Genomic DNA, 17296 nt, shown 5'->3' with positions numbered 1-17296 from the left:
CGCTTCCCTTCGGTCTTGCGTTTCCGACTCTATCAGATCGTTTTTCCGATCCGATTCCCTGTCGGCGGGATTGCCTTGAGGTCTTGGGCTTTCGCCTGTCGGCCTTTCGACATTCACTACGTTAGCGGACTCCCCTGCCGATTCATAATCGGCTCTCGCGAGTTCTAATTCAGGCATGCGGGCACGCCGAATTGGACCCCGCTGAGGGGTGGTCGTGAGTAGTGGGTTGGCCGCTTCCGGCTCAGGCGAACGCCCTGCCCGGTTCAGCGGCTCGGGCCACGTTACGCTCCGCGCAAGGTGGCGTCAACTTCGGCGTCGCCTGGGGACGTGGGCGCGGTACGGGCTCACCGTCGGGTCGTCGGCGATCCAGTAACGCCAGGGGTGCACCCCTCCGGCACCGGAGACACCGGTACGGGGGCCGTTGCTTACCTGGTCGCGCGGTACCGGAGCGCCCGTCAGGACGCGGAGCGGAGTGTCGCCGGCGGTGCAGGCGTCCGTTCCGTCCAGGGAACGGTCGACGCCGAGCGCGGTGGCGAGGCGGGCGGGGCCTTTGGCCAGTTCCTTGTCATGACGGGCCGAGAGGCGACGGGTTCGCGCGAGTTCGGCGCCCTCGATGATCTCGCCGGCGCGGAGCAGTACCGCGCTCGCCCGGTCCTCGGGACCGCACACCAGGTTCATGCAGAACCACATGCCGTAGGTGAAGTAGACGTACACATGCCCGGGAGGACCGAACATCACGTCGTTGCGGGGGGTGCGGCCGCGATAGGCGTGGGAGCCGGGATCGTTCTGACCGTCGTACGCCTCGACCTCTGTCAGGCGCAGGGAGATCGGGCCGTCCGGGGTGGTGCGGACGAGGATGCGGCCCAGGAGGTCGGGGGCCACCTCCAGGACGGGGCGGTCGAAGAACTCCCTCGGCAGGGGCGTACGGTCAGGGGTCGCGATCATGCCGTCCGAGCGTAACGCAGCCGGGTCGGCGCGACGGGGTGGACGGCCTGCCGGGGTGAGTGCGCGGAACCGGCCACGGCCGGATCGCGTTTGTAGGGGTCAAGGGTCCACACGTGAAGCCTGGAGAGGGAGAGACATGGCGTTCAAGAAGCTGCTCGCGAGCCTGGGGGCCGGAGGGGCCTCGGTCGAGACGGTGCTGAACGAGGTCAACGTCGTTCCGGGCGGGGTCGTCCAGGGCGAGGTGCGGATCCAGGGCGGGTCCGTCAACCAGCAGATCGAGGGGTTGTCGGTCGGGCTCCAGGCCAAGGTCGAGGTGGAGAGCGGCGACCAGGAGTACAAGCAGGACATCGAGTTCACCAAGGTGAGCCTCGGCGGGGCCTTCGAGCTGCAGGCGGGGGCCGTGCACGCGGTGCCGTTCGGGCTGGAGATCCCCTGGGAGACGCCGATCACGACGATCGACGGGCAGGAGCTGCGCGGGATGCACATCGGGGTGACCACGGAGCTGGCGATCGCGCGGGCCGTGGACTCCGGTGACCTGGACCCGGTGAACGTGCACCCGCTGCCGGCCCAGAAGGCGATCCTGGACGCGTTCCTCCAGCTCGGCTTCCGGTTCAAGAACGCGGACATGGAGCGCGGGCACATCCGGGGCACCCGGCAGAAGCTGCCGTTCTACCAGGAGCTGGAGTTCCACCCGCCGCAGCAGTACCGGGGGCTGAACCAGGTCGAGCTGAGCTTCGTCGCCGACGAGCAGGCGATGGACGTGGTGCTGGAGATGGACAAGAGGCCGGGGCTGTTCAGCGAGGGCAGCGACACGTTCCGCTCCTTCACGGTCGGACTGGGCGACTACCAGGGCACCGACTGGGTCGGGTACCTCAACCAGTGGCTCTCCGAGGTCGGCAGCAAGCGAAGCTGGTTCTAGGTTCTAGGCTCGGTGGTCCGTGCACCACATGATTCAGGAGGTACCGAGGTGACCGAGGTGAAGCGGCGTCCGCTCCCCCATGCCTTCCACCCGCCCGTGGCGTCGTTCACGGTGACGAGTGCGGACGTCCAGGAGGGCGCGACGCTCAAGGACGCCCAGGTCCACGCGGCCGGGGACACCTCACCGCAACTGCGGTGGGAAGGTGCCCCGCCGGAGACCAAGAGCTACGCCGTGACCTGCTACGACCCGGACGCACCCACCGGCAGCGGATTCTGGCACTGGGTCGTGTTCGACATCCCGGCCTCGGTGACCGAGCTGCCGGCGGGCGCGGGCAGCGGCACGTTCGAGGGGCTGCCGGCGGGCGCGGTCCAGGTGCGCAACGACTACGGCACCAAGAACTTCGGCGGTGCCGCGCCGCCGCCCGGGGACGGCCCGCACCGGTACGTCTTCACGGTGTACGCGGTGGACGAGGAGAAGCTGGGACCGGACGCGGACGCCACCGCGGCGTTCGTCGGTTTCAACCTGCGGTTCCACACGATCGCGCGCGCTCAGCTCATCGGTGAGTACGAGGTGCCCGCCGAGGGCTGAGTGAGCCCAGCGTTCACGGAACGTTTGCCCGTCCCTGGTCTTGGAATGGATCAGGGACGGGCATTTTTGTTGCCGGGGGCCGCGGGGGGCGTTCCCCCCGTGGAGCAGCAGATATTGCGTTGTCCATCTCGGCGTGCCCGGCCAGAGTTGATCCAGCCCGCCAGGGAGTGGGCCGGTGCGCACGGGAGGTGGGCTGACATGCGGGACACGCTGGTGCTGAACGCGAGCTTCGAGCCGTTGTCGACGGTGACGCTGAACCGAGCCGTCGTTCTGGTGCTCCAGGACAAGGCCGTCGTCGAACAGGCCCATCCCGCGCTGCGGATGCGCGGAGCCGCGCTCGACATACCGGCGCCCAGGGTGATCAGGCTCCGCCAGTACGTCCGGGTGCCGTTCCGAAGACGTGCTCCGTGGTCCCGGCGGGGCGTGCTGATCAGGGACCGGCACCGGTGCGCGTACTGCGGCAGGCGGGCGACCACCGTGGACCATGTGGTGCCCAGGTCGCACGGTGGTCAGGACACCTGGCTGAACACGGTGGCCTCGTGCGCCGAGGACAATCACCGCAAGGCGAACCGGACGCCGGAGCAGGCGGGGATGCCGTTGCTGCGTGAGCCGTTCGAGCCGACGCCGGCCGATGCGATGCTGCTGGCGCTGGCTCGGGAGGACTTCGCCGCGCTGCCCGAGTGGCTGGTGCTGGACGCGGCGTGACGTCACGTGACGTCAGTCGATCGACGGCTTCTCGCGACGTTCCTGGGCGGGGACGGTGCCGGCGGTCGGGGCGCCGCCCAGGCCGCCCAGGTTGCCCACGGCGCCGGAGAGGCCCTTGAGGGCGTCGCCGATCTCGCTGGGCACGATCCAGAGCTTGTTGGCGTCGCCCTCGGCGATCTTCGGCAGCATCTGGAGGTACTGGTAGGAGAGCAGCTTCTGGTCCGGGTCGCCGGCGTGGATCGCCTCGAAGACCGTGCGCACGGCCTGGGCCTCGCCCTCGGCGCGCAGGGCGGCGGCCTTGGACTCACCCTCGGCGCGCAGGATCTGGGACTGCTTCTCGCCCTCGGCGCGCAGGATCTCGGACTGCCGGACACCTTCGGCCTGGAGGATCGCGGCGCGCTTGTCGCGGTCGGCGCGCATCTGCTTCTCCATCGAGTCCTGGATGGAGGTGGGCGGCTCGATGGCCTTCAGCTCGACGCGGTTGACGCGGATGCCCCACTTGCCGGTGGCCTCGTCGAGGACGCCGCGCAGGGCCGCGTTGATCTCCTCGCGGGAGGTCAGGGTCCGCTCCAGGTCCATGCCGCCGATGATGTTGCGCAGCGTGGTGACGGTGAGCTGCTCGATCGCCTGGATGTAGCTGGCGACCTCGTAGGTCGCGGCGCGCGCGTCGGTGACCTGGTAGTAGATGACCGTGTCGATGTTGACCACCAGGTTGTCCTGGGTGATCACCGGCTGCGGCGGGAACGGGACGACCTGTTCGCGCAGGTCGATGCGGTTGCGGATGGTGTCGATGAACGGGACCACGATGTTGAGGCCCGCGTTCAGTGTCCGCGTGTAGCGGCCGAAGCGCTCGACGATGGCGGCGCTCGCCTGCGGAATGACCTGGATGGTCTTGATCAGGGCGATGAAGACCAACACCACCAGGATGATCAAGACGATGATGACCGGTTCCATCGTGGCTCCCCGTACCCTTCTCCGCCTCGGCGCTCTCGGCAGATCCTGTGATGACTGCAGATCATACGGCTGTTGAGGATCTTGCTGGTCGAGTCTGACAGACCGTCGCCCGCCCCGGGAGGGGTTCTTGCCACTTGTTGTGGCGCGGGGTCAGATCACGAGGGCCGTGGCACCTTCGATGTCCACGACGTCCACCTCCTGGCCGACGTCGTAGGAGCGCCCGCTGTCGAGGGCGCGGGCCGACCAGATCTCCCCGGCCAGTTTGACCCGGCCGCCGGTGCCGTCGACGCGTTCGAGGACGACGGCCTGTCTGCCTTTCAACGCCTCCACGCCGGTGACGAGTTGGGGGCGCTGGCTGCGGTGGCGCGCGGCGATGGGGCGTACCACGGCGATGAGGGCGACCGAGACGACGGCGAAGACGAGGACCTGTGGGACGAGGCCGGCACCGAGCCCGGAGGCGGTCGCCGCGGCGACGGCGCCCACGGCGAGCATCCCGAACTCCGGCATCGCGGTGACGACGAGCGGGATTCCGAGTGCTGCCGCGGCGACGAGCCACCACACCCATGCGTCGATGTCGTTCACATGGTCATGGTAGGTCCGCGGGTCGCTGCGGGACAGGGCGCAAGGGGGGGGCGGCGAGAAGCAGGCGGTGCGGACGCCGGTCAGGACAGCGGGAGGCCCTGGGCGGTCCAGCGGTCGCCGACCTGCTCGACGATGAGCGGGAGGCCGAAGCAGCGGGAGAGGTTGCGGGAGGTGAGTTCCAGCTCCAGCGGTCCGGCGGCGAGCACCTTGCCCTGGCGGATCATCAGGACGTGGGTGAAGCCGGGGGCGATCTCCTCGACATGGTGGGTGACCATGATCATCGACGGGGCGATGGGGTCGCGGGCGAGGCGGCCGAGGCGGCGCACGAGGTCCTCGCGGCCGCCGAGGTCGAGGCCGGCGGCGGGCTCGTCGAGGAGGAGCAGCTCGGGGTCGGTCATCAGGGCGCGGGCGATGAGGGTGCGCTTGCGCTCGCCCTCGGAGAGGGTGCCGAATTTGCGGTCGAGGAACTCGGTCATGCCGAGGCGGTCGAGGAAGGCGCGGGCGCGCTGCTCGTCGATGTCCTCGTAGTCCTCCTGCCAGCCGGCCGTCATGCCGTAGGCGGCGGTCAGCACGGTCTGCAGGACGGTCTGGCGCTTGGGGAGCTTCTCGGCCATGGCGATGCCGGCCACGCCGATGCGGGGGCGCAGCTCGAAGACGTCGGTGCCGGGCCTGCCGAGGGTCTCGCCGAGGATGGTGGCGGTGCCCGTGCTGGGGTAGAGGTAGCTGGACGCGAGGTTGAGGAGGGTGGTCTTGCCGGCGCCGTTGGGGCCGAGGATGACCCAGCGTTCGCCCTCCTTGACCGACCAGGAGACCTGGTCCACCAGAGCCCGGTCCTCGCGGACCACGGATACGTCCTGAAGCTCCAGAACATCGCTCATGAGCGCGTTGTCTCCCCTTGCTGTGTGGCCGGTTCCGGCTGTCGCTTACGCCTGTGGCTCGGTCCGCGCCGGTGGGCGCAGCCCCCTGCGAAATCTACGCCACCGGTCGGGACAACCGTTCCATCGGTCCGGTCCTTAGGGTGGGGGGATGCTCTCCGAACCACGTGCAGGACGTCTTACTTCATGGGGAAATGCCCTTCTTGCCGGACTCGTCTCTCCTGATGACGCGGTGATCGCGATCGTGGGGGCGGACGCGGTGCACCGGGTGGCGGGGCTGCCGGGCGAGGCGGCGCCGGTCGGGCTGACGCTGGCGCTGGGGAGGCTGCGGTCGCTGGGCGTGACCGGACTGCGGATCGCGCTGCCCGCGCCGGGGCATCCGCTGGGGCTGAGCGGGCCGCCGGAGTTCAACGCGCGGGCGCTGGAGGCGGAGGAGGCGGTGGTCTGTCACGGCGCCGCGTTCGGGCTGGTGCCCGAGGTCTTCGAGGCGGGGCCGCAGGGCGATGTCCATGTGGAGGTCGTCTGGCACTGTCTGCCGGTGCGGGAGGCGCCGCCCGCGGACGTGCCGTCGCTGGGCGAGGCCGAGCGGGAACTGGCGGAGGCGCTCAGGGAGGCGACCGAGGTGCTGACGCGGCTGGACGTGGCCGGGTCGGGGCCGGTGGCGGAGGCGGCGCTGGCGGCGTACCGGGCGCGGGCGGAGGCGGGGCGCGAGGTGCTGGCGCCGGGTTACCCGCAGCGGGCCGTACGGGTGCTGGAGCTGGCGCAGCGGGTGGGGATGCTGGTCTCGCTGGCGTACGAGAACGGGCCCGGGGGTGCGGTGAGCGCCTCCGAGATGGCGGGGCGGGGGGCCGCGCTGCGGCCGGTGGAGCGCACGGCCCGGCGGGCGCAGGTCGCGGCGTACAACGCGGTGGTGGAGGAGCGGGAGCGCGGGGTGCGGTGACGGACGGGTGGTCCTCGGACGCCGGGCGGGCGGGCCGCACCGACCGGCGTCGTCGGGATCACGCGACCGAGGTCAGCGGTTGAGGCCGAGGTTGCCGAAGGCGGGGTTCAGCACGCCGATGACGTTCACGCTGTTGCCGACCGCGTTGACCGGGATGTGGATCGGCGCCTGGACGGCGTTGCCGGAGGCGACGCCCGGGGAGCCGACGGCCTCGCCGTGCGCGGCGGCGCCGCCACCGGCGGAGGCCAGGCCGGCGCCGGCGGCGAGCAGACCGCCGGCCGCCATCGTCACGGCCGTCGCCTTCTTCAGGTTCTTCATTGTCGAGCCCTCCCTTGGGATCACCGCGGCAGGTGCGCCGCGGCACGCCCTGGAGAACGCCGGCGCACGCCGGAGGATGCGCCATGTGGGTGACATTCCCACGACGGTATGAATCTCAGTCCGGTGCGGAACTCTCCGCGTTGCCGTGGCGTACGGCCCACAGGGCCGCCTGGGTGCGGTCGGCGAGGTCGAGTTTCATCAGGATGTTGGAGACGTGGGTCTTCACCGTCTTCTCGGACAGGACCAGGGCGCGGGCGATCTCCCGGTTGGAGCGGCCGTCCGCTATCAGGGCCAGCACCTCGCGCTCCCGTTCGGTCAGCGAGCCGGCCCGGCCGTGGCCGGAGGTGGGGCTCTCGGCGGAGAGCAGGGCGCCGGCGACCTCGGGCTGGAGCAGGATGTGCCCGGCGTGCACCGAGCGGATGGCGCCGGCCAGGGCGTCGGGGTCGATGTCCTTGTAGACGTACCCGGCGGCGCCCGCGCGCAGGGCGGGGACCACTGTGCGCTGCTCGGTGAAGCTGGTGACGATCAGCACGCGCGCGGGGTGGTTCAGTTCGCGCAGCCGGCGCAGCGCGTCGACGCCGTCCATGCCCGGCATCTTGACGTCCATGAGGATCACGTCGGGGGTCAGTTCCTCGGCGCGGGCGACTCCCTCGGCGCCGTCGGCGGCCTCGCCGACGACCTCGATGTCGTCCTGCACTTCGAGGAAGGTGCGCAGGCCGCGGCGGACCACCTGGTGGTCGTCGACGAGCAGCACCTTGATCGCCTCAGCCACCGGGGACCTCCATCCCGATCGTGGTGCCCTTGCCGGGCGCCGATTCCACGGTCAGCGTGCCGCCGACCCCGCCCGCCCGGTCCCGCATCGACACGAGGCCGAGATGGCGTCCCGCGCGGCGCACGGTGCCCGGGTCGAAGCCGCCGCCGTCGTCGGTGATCCGCAGCTCGGCTCCGGTGCCGCGGCGCTCCAGGGTGACGTCGACGTGCCCGGCTCCGGAGTGCCGCAGGGCGTTGTGCAGCGCTTCCTGGGCGACCCGCAGCACGGCTTCCTCCTGGGCGGCGGGCAGGGCCCGGACGCCGTGGCCGGTGAAGGTCACGCGCGCGGTGTGGGCGCGGTCGAGGACCTGGATCTGGGTGCGGAGGGTGGCGACGAGGCCGTCCTCGTCGAGGGCGGCGGGGCGCAGCTCGACGACGGCGGCGCGCAGCTCGTCGGCGGCCTCGGCGGCCAGCGCCGCCACCTGCTGCAGCTCGCCCTTGGCCCGGGTGGGGTCGCGGTCCACCAGGCGGGCCGCCGCCTGGGCGGTCAGGCGCAGCGAGAACAGCTTCTGGCTGACGGCGTCGTGCAGCTCGTGGGCGAGGCGGGTGCGTTCCTCGGCGATGGTGAGTTCGCGGCTGCGCTCGTACAGGCGGGCGTTGGTGAGGGCGATCGCCGCGTGCTGGGCGAGGATGCCGAGGAGTTCCTCGTCCTCCTCGGTGAAGCCGCAGCCGCCGTGTCGCCGGTCGCGGTTCTTGTTGGCGAGGAAGAGGGCGCCGATGACCTCGTCGCCGTCGCGGATCGGCAGGCCGAGGAAGTCGACGAGGTCGGGGTGGGCCGCGGGCCAGCCCTCGAAGCGGGGGTCCTCGCGGACGTCGGCGAGGCGCTCGGTCCTGGCGTCGCGCAGCATCGCGGCGAGGATGCCGTGCTGGCGCGGCAGGGGGCCGATGGCCTTCCACTGCGCGTCGCTGACGCCGTCGACGACGAACTGGGCGAAGCCGCCGTGGTCGTCGGGGACGCCGAGGGCGGCGTACTGGGCGTCGAGCAGGTCGCGGGCGGAGGCGACGATCGTCTTGAGGACGTCGCGCACCTCCAGGTGCCTGCTCATGGCCAGCAGCGCGGAACTCACCGCGGCGAGGCCGGACCGGGGGCCGTGACTCATGTCCTCACGGTACCGGCGGGGGTGAGCGCGCGGATCGGCCGCACGGCGGCGCGGGCCCGGTCCGGTGGGCCTAGGCCGGACCCGGGTCGGGCCTAGGACCGAGGTCCCGGCCGCGCGGGGGACCGGGCCCGCGGGAGCGGCGGGACACACCCGGAATCCCCCTTACGCAGAGCATTGCTCAAGCACATTCGGTGAGATGGGAGGGGTCCCCGTGTGAGCCCGCGCATAGGGCTCAGATCACGTACGAAAGGGATTAGGAGTACGAGTAGTCCGTTTTGACCGGGGCAGATGGGCCATTCTGTCCAGTTCCTCCCCCGCCTGATCCACTATCCGGCTTCGTACGTCACACCTTTGCCAGCAGATTTTGCGGCCGCTAAGAATTGCTCTCGTCGCTCAGCGCCGTGGGTTCGCCTCACGGTGACGTGCCCGATGCACCTTGTCCCCCGCAGGACGAGAGCGACCTCCGCGCAATACGAAGAGGTCTTTCCCGCCATGCCCAAGAACTTCCTCACCCGTGGCCCCAGTCGTTCCCTGACCCGCAACCACAAGATCGCCATAGCCGGTGTCGGCACCCTCGGTGCCGCCGCCCTCGCGATCTCCGCGGTGCCCGCCAGCGGTCAGGCGACCACGAGCGAGGCCGCTCCGGCGGCCAAGGTGGCATACAGCTCGCAGCGGCTCACGGACGTGAAGGCCAGCGTCACCGACCAGCTCGCCGGCACCAGCGTGAAGGTCGCGGCGATCGAGGCCAAGACGCAGACCGCCGCCGAGGCCAAGGCGAAGACGGCCGAGGCGAAGAAGCAGGCCACCGCCAAGGCCGCGAAGGAGCGCGCCGCCGAGCAGACCGCGAGCCGGTCCGCCGCGCGCGCCTCGGTCGAGCAGGTCGCCGCCAAGAGCTACCCGAACAACCTGAACGGCTGGATCACCGAAGCCCTGGACATCATGAAGGACAAGGGCATACCGGGCTCCTACAACGGCCTGCACAAGAACATCATCCGGGAGTCCTCGGGCAACCCGAAGGCCATCAACGACTGGGACGTCAACGCCGTCAACGGCGTCCCGTCCAAGGGCCTGCTCCAGGTCATCCCGCCGACGTTCGAGGCGTACCACGTCAAGGGCACGTCCTGGAACATCTACGACCCGGTCGCCAACATCACCGCCGCGGCGAACTACGCGGCCGACAAGTACGGCACCATCGACAACGTCAACAGCGCGTACTGAGGTCGGCGCGGACCTCTTCGCGGCGCTGCGAGGACACCGTCACGCCGAAGGGCGGCACCCGGTCACGGGTGCCGCCCTTCGGGGCTCCGCGGGCCGGACGGTGACTACTTGCGCATGACCTCGGGCTCGTGGCGGCGCAGGAAGCGCGCCACGAAGAAGCCGCAGATCACGCCGAGGACGATCAGGGCGGCCATGTCCATGCCCCAGGCGGCGACCGTGTGCTCCCACAGCGGGTCGTCGCCGCCGGCGTCCGCGGGCGGGCTGATCCGGTTGAAGTCCAGCGTGGCGCCCGCCGCGCCGACCGCCCAGCGCGAGGGCATCAGGTACGAGAACTGGTTGACGCCGACCGTGCCGTTCAGGGCGAAGAGGCAGCCGGTGAAGACGACCTGGATGATCGCGAACATCACCAGCAGCGGCATGGTCTTCTCGGCGGTCTTCACCAGCGAGGAGATGATCAGGCCGAACATCATCGAGGTGAAGCCCAGCGCCATGATCGGGATCGACAGCTCCAGCATCGTGAGCTTGCCGAGGACCAGGCCCTCCGCCGGGATCTCCCGGCTGGAGAAGCCGATCACGCCGACCAGCAGGCCCTGGAACACGGTGATCATGCCGAGCACGAACACCTTGGACATCAGGTACGCGGAGCGTGACAGGCCGGTCGCCCGCTCCCGCTCGTAGATGACCCGTTCCTTGATCAGCTCGCGGACGGAGTTGGCGGCACCGGCGAAGCAGGCGCCGACGGCGAGTATCAGCAGGACCGTGGTGGCGGTGCCGTTCGGGACGATCCGGCCGGTCTGCGGGTTGGCCGGGTTGGGCAGCAGCCCCTTGTCGGCGTCGATGAGCAGGCTCACCGCGCCGAGCACGGCCGGCAGGATCACCATCAGGGCGAGGAAGCCCTTGTCGGAGGCGATCACCGAGGTGTAACGGCGCACCAGGGTGACGAACTGCGACAGCCAGCCCTGCGGCTTCGGCGGCTTCAGCGCCTGCATCGGCGGCGTCGGTACGGACTGCGGGGCGACGGCGTCGAGATCCGCCGCGTACATCTGGTAGTGCTGCGAGCCCTTCCAGCGGCCCGCCCAGTCGTAGTCGCGGTAGTTCTCGAAGGCGGAGAAGACGTCGGCCCAGGAGTCGTAGCCGAAGAAGTTCAGCGCCTCCCCGGGCGGGCCGAAGTAGGCGACCGAGCCGCCCGGCGCCATCACGAGGAGCTTGTCGCAGATCGCTAGCTCGGCCACCGAGTGGGTGACGACGAGGACCGTGCGGCCGTCGTCGGCCAGGCTCCGCAGCAACTGCATGACATCGCGGTCCATGCCCGGGTCGAGGCCGGAGGTCGGCTCGTCCAGGAAGATCAGCGACGGCTTGGTGAGCAGCTCCAGGGCGACCGAGACGCGCTTGCGCTGGCCGCCGGAGAGCGAGGTGACCTTCTTGTCCTTGTGGATGTCGAGCTTCAGCTCGCGCAGGACCTCGTCTATCCGGGCCTGGCGTTCCTGTCGGGTGGTGTCGGCGGGGAAACGCAGCTTGGCCGCGTACTTCAGGGCCCGCTTGACGGTCAGCTCCTTGTGCAGGATGTCGTCCTGCGGGACCAGACCGATGCGCTGGCGCAACTCGGCGAACTGCTTGTACAGGTCCCGGTTGTCGTACAGGACCTCGCCCTGGTTGGCGGGGCGGTAGCCGGTGAGCGCCTTGAGCAGCGTCGACTTGCCGGAACCGGACGGGCCGATGACCGCGACCAGCGACTTCTCGGGTATGCCGAAGGAGACGTCCTTCAGGATCTGCTTGCCGCCGTCGACCGTGACGGTCAGGTGGCGCGCGGAGAAGGAGACCTCGCCGGTGTCGACGAACTCCTCCAGGCGGTCGCCGACGATCCGGAACGTCGAGTGGCCGACGCCGACGATGTCGGCGGGGCCGAGCAGCCGGACGCCGCCCTTGTCGATCGGCTGGCCGTTGACGTACGTGCCGTTGTGCGAACCGAGGTCGCGGATCTCCATGCGGCCGTCGGGCGTCGCGTGGAACTCGGCGTGGTTGCGGGAGACCTGGAGGTCGGAGACGACCAGGTCGTTCTCCAGGGCGCGGCCGATGCGCATCACGCGGCCGAGCGCGAACTGGTGGAACGTGGTCGGACTGCGGTCCCCGTGGACCGGCGGCGCGCCCGCCGCGCCGCTGCCGGGGCCCTGCTGGTGCGGAAGATGCGGGAGATGCGGGGCGGGCTGCTGGGACTGGTGGGGCTGCTGGGGCTGCTGGGGCGGTGACGCCTGCGGGACCTGAGGTGCCTGCGCCTGAGCCACCTGGGCCTGCGGTGCCTGGGCCGGTGGTGCCTGCGTCCGCGCTGCCTGGGCCGCTGGTGTGGCGACGGGGGCGGCCGCGCCGGAGAGGTTCAGCCGCGGTCCGTCATTCGCGTTGCCCAGGTGCACGGTCGTGCCGGCGCCGAGTTCCACCTGCTGGACCCGCCGCCCCCGCACGAAGGTGCCGTTGGTGCTGCCGTGGTCGTCGAGCACCCAGCCGCGGCCCTGGTGACTGATCGTGGCGTGCCGCCAGGAGACCCTGGCGTCGTCGAACACGAGGTCCCCCTGCGGATCACGCCCGAGGGCGTAGGACCTGGACGGGTCCAGCGTCCAGGTCCGTCCGTTTGCTTCCAGTACGAGTTCCGGCACTCCATACCCCATGAGTTGTCCCCCGATGTACCCCGGTCGGTCACGGGGAGTGTAGGGATGTCGAACATCGGGGGGAACTATTACAGGTACGCCCACCTGACCGAAAGCTGGGCCTTGCGCGGGCCGGTCGCAGCGGACCGGACGTTTCCGTCGTTTCCGTTGACGGGGTGGAAACCTGCCCGGAGAGTGGTAATCCACGCGAGGGGGACATGCGCGGCGACCCGGCCGCGCAGCGGATCGGGGGGTCTGCCATGAGCGCGCCGACGAGCACGGTCGCCCAGTGCGGCCCGAAAGCGCCGTGGACGGATGTCGTACTGTCCGCGATCGCGGCCGTGAGCTGGGCGCTGATCGGGATGGCGGGGACCGCGGCGCTCGGTCTGCGTCTGCTCGAAGCGGACTTCGCGGGCTCGCTCGGCCCGATGACGGCGGCGGTGGTGGCGCTGGGGGCGGGTGGTTCGGTCACGCCGTCCGGCGAGATGTCCGCGTTCGGGCTGGAGGGCGCCGAGGCCAGGACCGCCATCGAGATCGCGCCACTGGGTGTCGGCCTGGCCGGTGCGCTGCTGCTCTCCTTCTTCTTCTTACGGTCGCTGCGGGCGTCCGGAGCGATCCTCGCGCCGGCCGAACTCCTCGCCCGCGCGGGCACGACGGTCGCCCTGTTCGTGGCGATGACGGGCGGGCTGGCCTGGGCCGGCCACGGCGTCGTCACGATCGACGGGGGTGCGCTGGGACTGGACGGCGACCTGTCCGGCGGAGGCGGCGGCGTCGAGATTCCGGGACTGGGAGACGTCGGGGACATCGGGGACGTCGGCGGGCTGTCGCCGGACCGGATCGGTGACCTCGTCGACGCCGAGGCGGCGGTCGGTTTCACGGTGGACACCGGGCCGACCCTGCTCGGCGGGCTCGGCTGGTGTGCGGGGGTCCTGCTGATCGCCCTGCTGGCCTCGCGCCGCACTCCGCTGCCGCGCGGCTGGGACGCCGTGCACCGGGTGGTGCGGCCGGCCGGGTCCGCCCTGGTCGCGGTGGCGCTGCTGGCGGTGGCGGCGGGGTGGGCCGCGGCGGCGTACGCGGCGATCGGTGACGACCACCCCCGGCGGATCGCGGGCGCGGCGCTGCTGGGGGCGCCGAACGGCGGCTGGCTCGGCGTGGGGGTCGGTCTGTTCGTGCCCTGGGACGGGCGGGCGACGGGGGCGTCGGCCGGCCTGCTGCCGGGTCCGCTGGACGACTTGCTGAGCACGCGGGCGGGCGAACCGGTCACGGTGGGGCGGCTGGCGGAGCTGGACGGCCGGGTGTGGCTGCTGGCCGTGGCGGCGGCCCTGGTCATGCTGCTGGCGGGGGTGTTGACGGCGGTACGGACGCCGGTGGGGCCGCTGGAGTCGGTAGGGCGGGTGGAATCGGTGGGTTTCGCCGGCCGCTGTGCGCTGCGGCTGGGCATCGCGACCGCGTCGGCGCTGCCGTTGCTGGTGTGGCTGACGGAGGTGTCGGTGAACGCGTCGCTCTCCGTCCTCGGCATCGAGACGTCCGGGGCGGCGACGGAGCTGAGCGGGCGCCTCGCGACGGCGTGCCTTCTGGGCGCCGGGTGGGGCGCGGGGGCGGGGGCGGCCGGGGCGCTGCTCGCCCGCGCGACGGGGGCGGCCGGACGCCGGGCGGCCCCGTTGGCCGTGCGTACGGTGCCACCGGCACAGGGGGACGGCATCCGGAGGGGCGCCTTGAGCGGGCTCGGCGGCGGGGACGGGAGGCGGGGCGGAGCGCTGGAGCCGTCCGGTCCCTACCGTTCCGGCACGCCCTACCGGCCGCCGGACCCCGGCACGAATCCGTACTCACGAGCGCCGGACGGACCGCACGGGCCGGGCCCGGAGGACCGAGGGCAAGGCCCTGGGAACCGGCAGGGATCCGATGACCACGACGACGGGGCCGGGGCCGGCGGGGCCGGGGTCGGCGGGGACGGGGTCGGCGGGGACGACATCTATGGGGCACCCACCGTCGCCGGACCCGTCACACCGCTCCCTCGGCGGCCCCCCGGCGCGAGGGCGCGGCCGCCGCCGCGCCGGCCGGCCCGGCCGCCGCCCCCACCGCCGCCGCCCCCGGCGCCGCCCCGGCCGCCCCGGCGGCCGGACCATCGAGGATGAGTGCCCCTCTCACCGACCCCGAGACACGTCCGCGTAACCGAACGGACACGCAGAGTTCCGTGTCCGCAGGACGGACCTCGGGCGCGCGGGCAGCGCCGCTGCGGATACCGTGGGAGCACCATGAGCGCTTCGCAGACCTCCGACGTTCCCACGCTTCTCGTCAAGATCTTCGGCAAGGACAGGCCGGGTATCACGGCGGGCCTCTTCGACACTCTCGCCGCCTACTCCGTCGATGTCGTGGACATCGAGCAGGTCGTCACCCGTGGCCGGATCGTGCTGTGCGCACTGGTGACCCAGCCGCAGGGGGGCCTGGAGGGCGACCTGCGGGCGACCGTCCACAGTTGGGCGGAGTCACTGAAGTTGCAGGCGGAGATCATCTCCGGGCACGGCGACAACCGGCCGCGCGGCCTCGGCCGCTCCCTGGTCACCGTCCTCGGCCACCCGCTGACCTCCGAGGCCACCGCGTCGATCGCCGCCCGGATCACCGAGGCCGGTGGCAACATCGACCGCATCTTCCGGCTGGCGAAGTACCCGGTGACGGCGGTGGAGTTCGCGGTCTCCGGCGTGGAGACCGAGGCGTTGCGCACCTCTCTGGTGACGAACGCGGGGGCCCTCGGCGTCGACATAGCGGTCGTTCCCTCGGGGCTGCACCGCCGGGCGCAGCGCCTGGTCGTCATGGACGTGGACTCCACGGTCATCCAGGACGAGGTGATCGAACTCTTCGCCGCGCACGCCGGCTGCGAGGCCGAGGTCGCCGAGGTGACGGCCGCCGCGATGCGCGGGGAACTGGACTTCGAGCAGTCGCTGCACGCGCGTGTGGCACTGCTGAAGGGGCTGGACGAGTCGGTCGTGGACAAGGTGCGCAGCGAGGTGCGGCTGACACCGGGCGCGCGCACCCTGATCCGTACGCTGAAGCGGCTCGGCTACCAGGTGGGTGTCGTCTCGGGTGGGTTCACCCAGGTCACCGACGACCTTCGGGAGCGGCTCGGCCTCGACTTCGCCCAGGCCAACACGTTGGAGATAGTCGACGGCAGGCTGACCGGGCGGGTCACCGGGGAGATCGTGGACCGGGCGGGCAAGGCGCGGCTGCTGCGCCGGTTCGCCGCGGCGGCGGGCGTACCGCTGTCGCAGACCGTGGCGATCGGTGACGGCGCCAACGACCTGGACATGCTGAACGCCGCCGGCCTCGGCGTCGCCTTCAACGCCAAGCCGGTGGTACGTCAGGCCGCGCACACCGCGGTGAACGTGCCCTTCCTGGACACCGTGCTGTATCTGCTGGGCATCACCCGCGAGGAGGTCGAGGCGGCGGACACCCTCGATCAGCGTCTGCTCGGTCACGACCCCGCCGAGGTGCGCTGAGCGTTCCGACGAGTGCTGAGCGGTCCGACGGCTCCTTCCCGGCCGGCGGGGCCGCCGCCGTTCAGTCCGTGGGCGCCCAGTAGTCCCGTAGCGTCGCGGCACCGGGCTCCAGGGATTTCCAGCGGCCGGGGAAGGACAGGACGGCGAAGGCCGCGGTCGGGAACCCCCGGTCGCCCATCCGCTCGCGCACGTCCCCGTCGGCGGCGCCGGTCAGGATGTCGGCGAGTGCCTGCACGCCCGGGTTGTGGCCGATCAGCAGCACGTTCCGCACGTCGTCGGGGGTCTCGTTGAGGACGGCGATCAGCTCGCCCGGCGACGCCTCGTAGATCCGCTCCTCATAGACCGTTTTCGGCCGGTGCGGGAACTCCTGGACGGCCAGCTTCCAGGTCTCGCGGGTCCGCGCGGCCGTGGAGCACAGAGCCAGGTCGAAGGAGAGACCGGTGTCGGTCAGGCGGCGTCCGGCCTTCGGGGCGTCCATGCGGCCCCGCTCGGCGAGCGGCCGCTCATGGTCGGTCACCTGTGGCCAGTCGGCTTTCGCATGCCGGAAGAGAACGATCCTGCGAGGTTCTGCGACGCTCATAAATCCCAGCTTCGCATGAAACAGGCCATGAGGCGCAGGGAGTTGACTTGCGGTTTCACCGCTCTACCTCATGATCAGGTCGCGGAGCCACTCCAGCAGGTGGGTGACCGCGGGGTCGGCGGTGGCCGCCTGGGCGCGGGACGGGTCCAGTATCAGGGCGAGCAGCGTCCCGAAGGCGAGGACCGGCAGGGCCAGGGCCCACCAGGGGAGCCGCACCTCCACGCCGCCCCGGGAGGCCGGGTGGGGCCGGGGCTGCGTCGGTACCGGCATGAGTGCCTCCGCGGGTCTTCGGGTGTCCGTGGTCCGTGCTGTGGCGGTCCGCGGGCCGCCCGTCGCCGGGCCGGTCGCGGTCACACCTCGAAACTACGGAACGCGGGGGCACCGCCCCATCCGGAGACCCACCCACTTGACCCTGAGCCCCGCCCCCTAGGGGATGGGGGGTCAGCCCCACCGTTCCTTCTTCAGGGGAGGCGCTGGTACTCAGGGGGAGGCGAGGGTCGCCACGACGGCGATGACGACGAAGATCGCGAGAAAGGCGCCGAAGACGATCAGCATCTTCTTCTGGCCGTTCTGGGGGTTCGGGTCGAGGACTGGCATGGCGCCAGTCTCCCATCCCCGGGCGGCACCGG

At 71.3% G+C, this 17296-nt stretch carries 18 protein-coding genes; 7 read left to right on the top strand and 11 right to left on the bottom strand.

Going from position 1 to position 17296, the window contains the following annotated elements; translation table 11 throughout:
• Positions 1-303: 303 nt before the first annotated feature.
• Positions 304-945 (bottom strand): DNA-3-methyladenine glycosylase, encoded by a 642-nt coding sequence (locus ABEB00_RS13770; RefSeq protein ID WP_345619818.1) that lies wholly within the window; start codon positions 943-945, stop codon positions 304-306.
• Between the two features lie 136 nt (positions 946-1081).
• On the opposite strand from ABEB00_RS13770, the gene ABEB00_RS13765 reads away from it, so the two are divergent.
• The 3 genes from ABEB00_RS13765 (at position 1082) to ABEB00_RS13755 (ending at position 3157) form a co-directional block, all read left to right on the top strand.
• On the top strand, positions 1082-1864 hold the full coding sequence (locus tag ABEB00_RS13765; RefSeq protein WP_345619816.1) for a sporulation protein: 783 nt from the start codon (positions 1082-1084) through the stop codon (positions 1862-1864).
• Between the two features lie 48 nt (positions 1865-1912).
• Positions 1913-2452: a YbhB/YbcL family Raf kinase inhibitor-like protein gene (locus tag ABEB00_RS13760; RefSeq protein WP_345619815.1), complete on the top strand. Its 540-nt coding sequence runs from the start codon at positions 1913-1915 to the stop codon at positions 2450-2452.
• 198 nt (positions 2453-2650) lie between these two features.
• Positions 2651-3157 (top strand): HNH endonuclease, encoded by a 507-nt coding sequence (locus ABEB00_RS13755; protein ID WP_345619814.1) that lies wholly within the window; start codon positions 2651-2653, stop codon positions 3155-3157.
• Positions 3158-3169: 12 nt separating this feature from the next.
• Here ABEB00_RS13755 and ABEB00_RS13750 read toward each other — a convergent pair whose 3' ends face one another.
• The 3 genes from ABEB00_RS13750 to ABEB00_RS13740 all read right to left on the bottom strand — a co-directional run bounded on the left by ABEB00_RS13750 (position 3170) and on the right by ABEB00_RS13740 (position 5571).
• Positions 3170-4111 carry an SPFH domain-containing protein gene (locus ABEB00_RS13750; protein ID WP_345619813.1) on the bottom strand — a complete coding sequence of 314 codons (942 nt, stop codon included), beginning with the start codon at positions 4109-4111 and terminating at the stop codon, positions 3170-3172.
• A gap of 150 nt (positions 4112-4261) precedes the next feature.
• Complete coding sequence (locus tag ABEB00_RS13745) at positions 4262-4693, bottom strand: NfeD family protein (RefSeq protein WP_345619812.1); 432 nt, start codon at positions 4691-4693, stop codon at positions 4262-4264.
• Between the two features lie 80 nt (positions 4694-4773).
• Positions 4774-5571, bottom strand: a complete 798-nt coding sequence (locus ABEB00_RS13740) for an ABC transporter ATP-binding protein (RefSeq protein WP_345619811.1) — start codon at positions 5569-5571, stop codon at positions 4774-4776.
• A gap of 148 nt (positions 5572-5719) precedes the next feature.
• Here ABEB00_RS13740 and ABEB00_RS13735 point away from each other — a divergent pair, with 148 nt between their 5' ends.
• A complete protein-coding gene (locus ABEB00_RS13735) occupies positions 5720-6508 on the top strand; it encodes a hypothetical protein (protein ID WP_345619810.1) in 789 nt (262 codons plus the stop codon).
• 72 nt (positions 6509-6580) lie between these two features.
• Here ABEB00_RS13735 and chpE read toward each other — a convergent pair whose 3' ends face one another.
• From chpE to ABEB00_RS13720, 3 genes are all read right to left on the bottom strand, one after another.
• Positions 6581-6826 carry a chaplin ChpE gene (gene chpE / locus ABEB00_RS13730; protein ID WP_345619809.1) on the bottom strand — a complete coding sequence of 82 codons (246 nt, stop codon included), beginning with the start codon at positions 6824-6826 and terminating at the stop codon, positions 6581-6583.
• Positions 6827-6941: 115 nt separating this feature from the next.
• The gene (locus tag ABEB00_RS13725; protein ID WP_345619808.1) at positions 6942-7598 is read right to left on the bottom strand and encodes a response regulator; all 657 of its coding nucleotides are present in this window, start codon (positions 7596-7598) and stop codon (positions 6942-6944) included.
• The gene (locus ABEB00_RS13720; RefSeq protein ID WP_345619807.1) at positions 7591-8736 is read right to left on the bottom strand and encodes a GAF domain-containing sensor histidine kinase; all 1146 of its coding nucleotides are present in this window, start codon (positions 8734-8736) and stop codon (positions 7591-7593) included. Before ABEB00_RS13720 ends, ABEB00_RS13725 begins: the two co-directional genes overlap by 8 nt.
• Positions 8737-9228: 492 nt before the next feature.
• On the opposite strand from ABEB00_RS13720, the gene ABEB00_RS13715 reads away from it, so the two are divergent.
• On the top strand, positions 9229-9954 hold the full coding sequence (locus ABEB00_RS13715; RefSeq protein ID WP_345619806.1) for a transglycosylase SLT domain-containing protein: 726 nt from the start codon (positions 9229-9231) through the stop codon (positions 9952-9954).
• 104 nt (positions 9955-10058) lie between these two features.
• Here the strand turns inward: ABEB00_RS13715 and ABEB00_RS13710 are convergent, their stop codons facing one another.
• Complete coding sequence (locus ABEB00_RS13710) at positions 10059-12614, bottom strand: ABC transporter ATP-binding protein/permease (protein ID WP_345619805.1); 2556 nt, start codon at positions 12612-12614, stop codon at positions 10059-10061.
• A gap of 239 nt (positions 12615-12853) precedes the next feature.
• On the opposite strand from ABEB00_RS13710, the gene ABEB00_RS13705 reads away from it, so the two are divergent.
• Together ABEB00_RS13705 and serB are read left to right on the top strand one after the other, a co-directional pair.
• Positions 12854-14728 (top strand): streptophobe family protein, encoded by a 1875-nt coding sequence (locus ABEB00_RS13705; protein ID WP_345619804.1) that lies wholly within the window; start codon positions 12854-12856, stop codon positions 14726-14728.
• A gap of 120 nt (positions 14729-14848) precedes the next feature.
• Positions 14849-16087, top strand: coding sequence for a phosphoserine phosphatase SerB (gene serB, locus ABEB00_RS13700; RefSeq protein ID WP_345619802.1), 1239 nt, complete (start codon positions 14849-14851; stop codon positions 16085-16087).
• Between the two features lie 61 nt (positions 16088-16148).
• Here the strand turns inward: serB and ABEB00_RS13695 are convergent, their stop codons facing one another.
• The 3 genes from ABEB00_RS13695 to ABEB00_RS13685 all read right to left on the bottom strand — a co-directional run bounded on the left by ABEB00_RS13695 (position 16149) and on the right by ABEB00_RS13685 (position 17264).
• Entirely contained in the window at positions 16149-16667 is a 519-nt protein-coding gene (locus ABEB00_RS13695) for a SixA phosphatase family protein (protein ID WP_345619801.1), read from the bottom strand.
• Between the two features lie 63 nt (positions 16668-16730).
• Positions 16731-16937: a hypothetical protein gene (locus tag ABEB00_RS13690; protein WP_345619800.1), complete on the bottom strand. Its 207-nt coding sequence runs from the start codon at positions 16935-16937 to the stop codon at positions 16731-16733.
• A gap of 210 nt (positions 16938-17147) precedes the next feature.
• Complete coding sequence (locus ABEB00_RS13685; RefSeq protein ID WP_345619799.1) at positions 17148-17264, bottom strand: SGM_5486 family transporter-associated protein; 117 nt, start codon at positions 17262-17264, stop codon at positions 17148-17150.
• Positions 17265-17296: the final 32 nt, after the last annotated feature.

It is taken from the genome of Streptomyces ziwulingensis, assembly GCF_039542605.1.
Lineage (GTDB): Bacteria > Actinomycetota > Actinomycetes > Streptomycetales > Streptomycetaceae > Streptomyces > Streptomyces ziwulingensis.
Note: the sequence above shows the minus strand (reverse complement) of the source record. Positions and strands in the feature narration are given on the sequence as shown.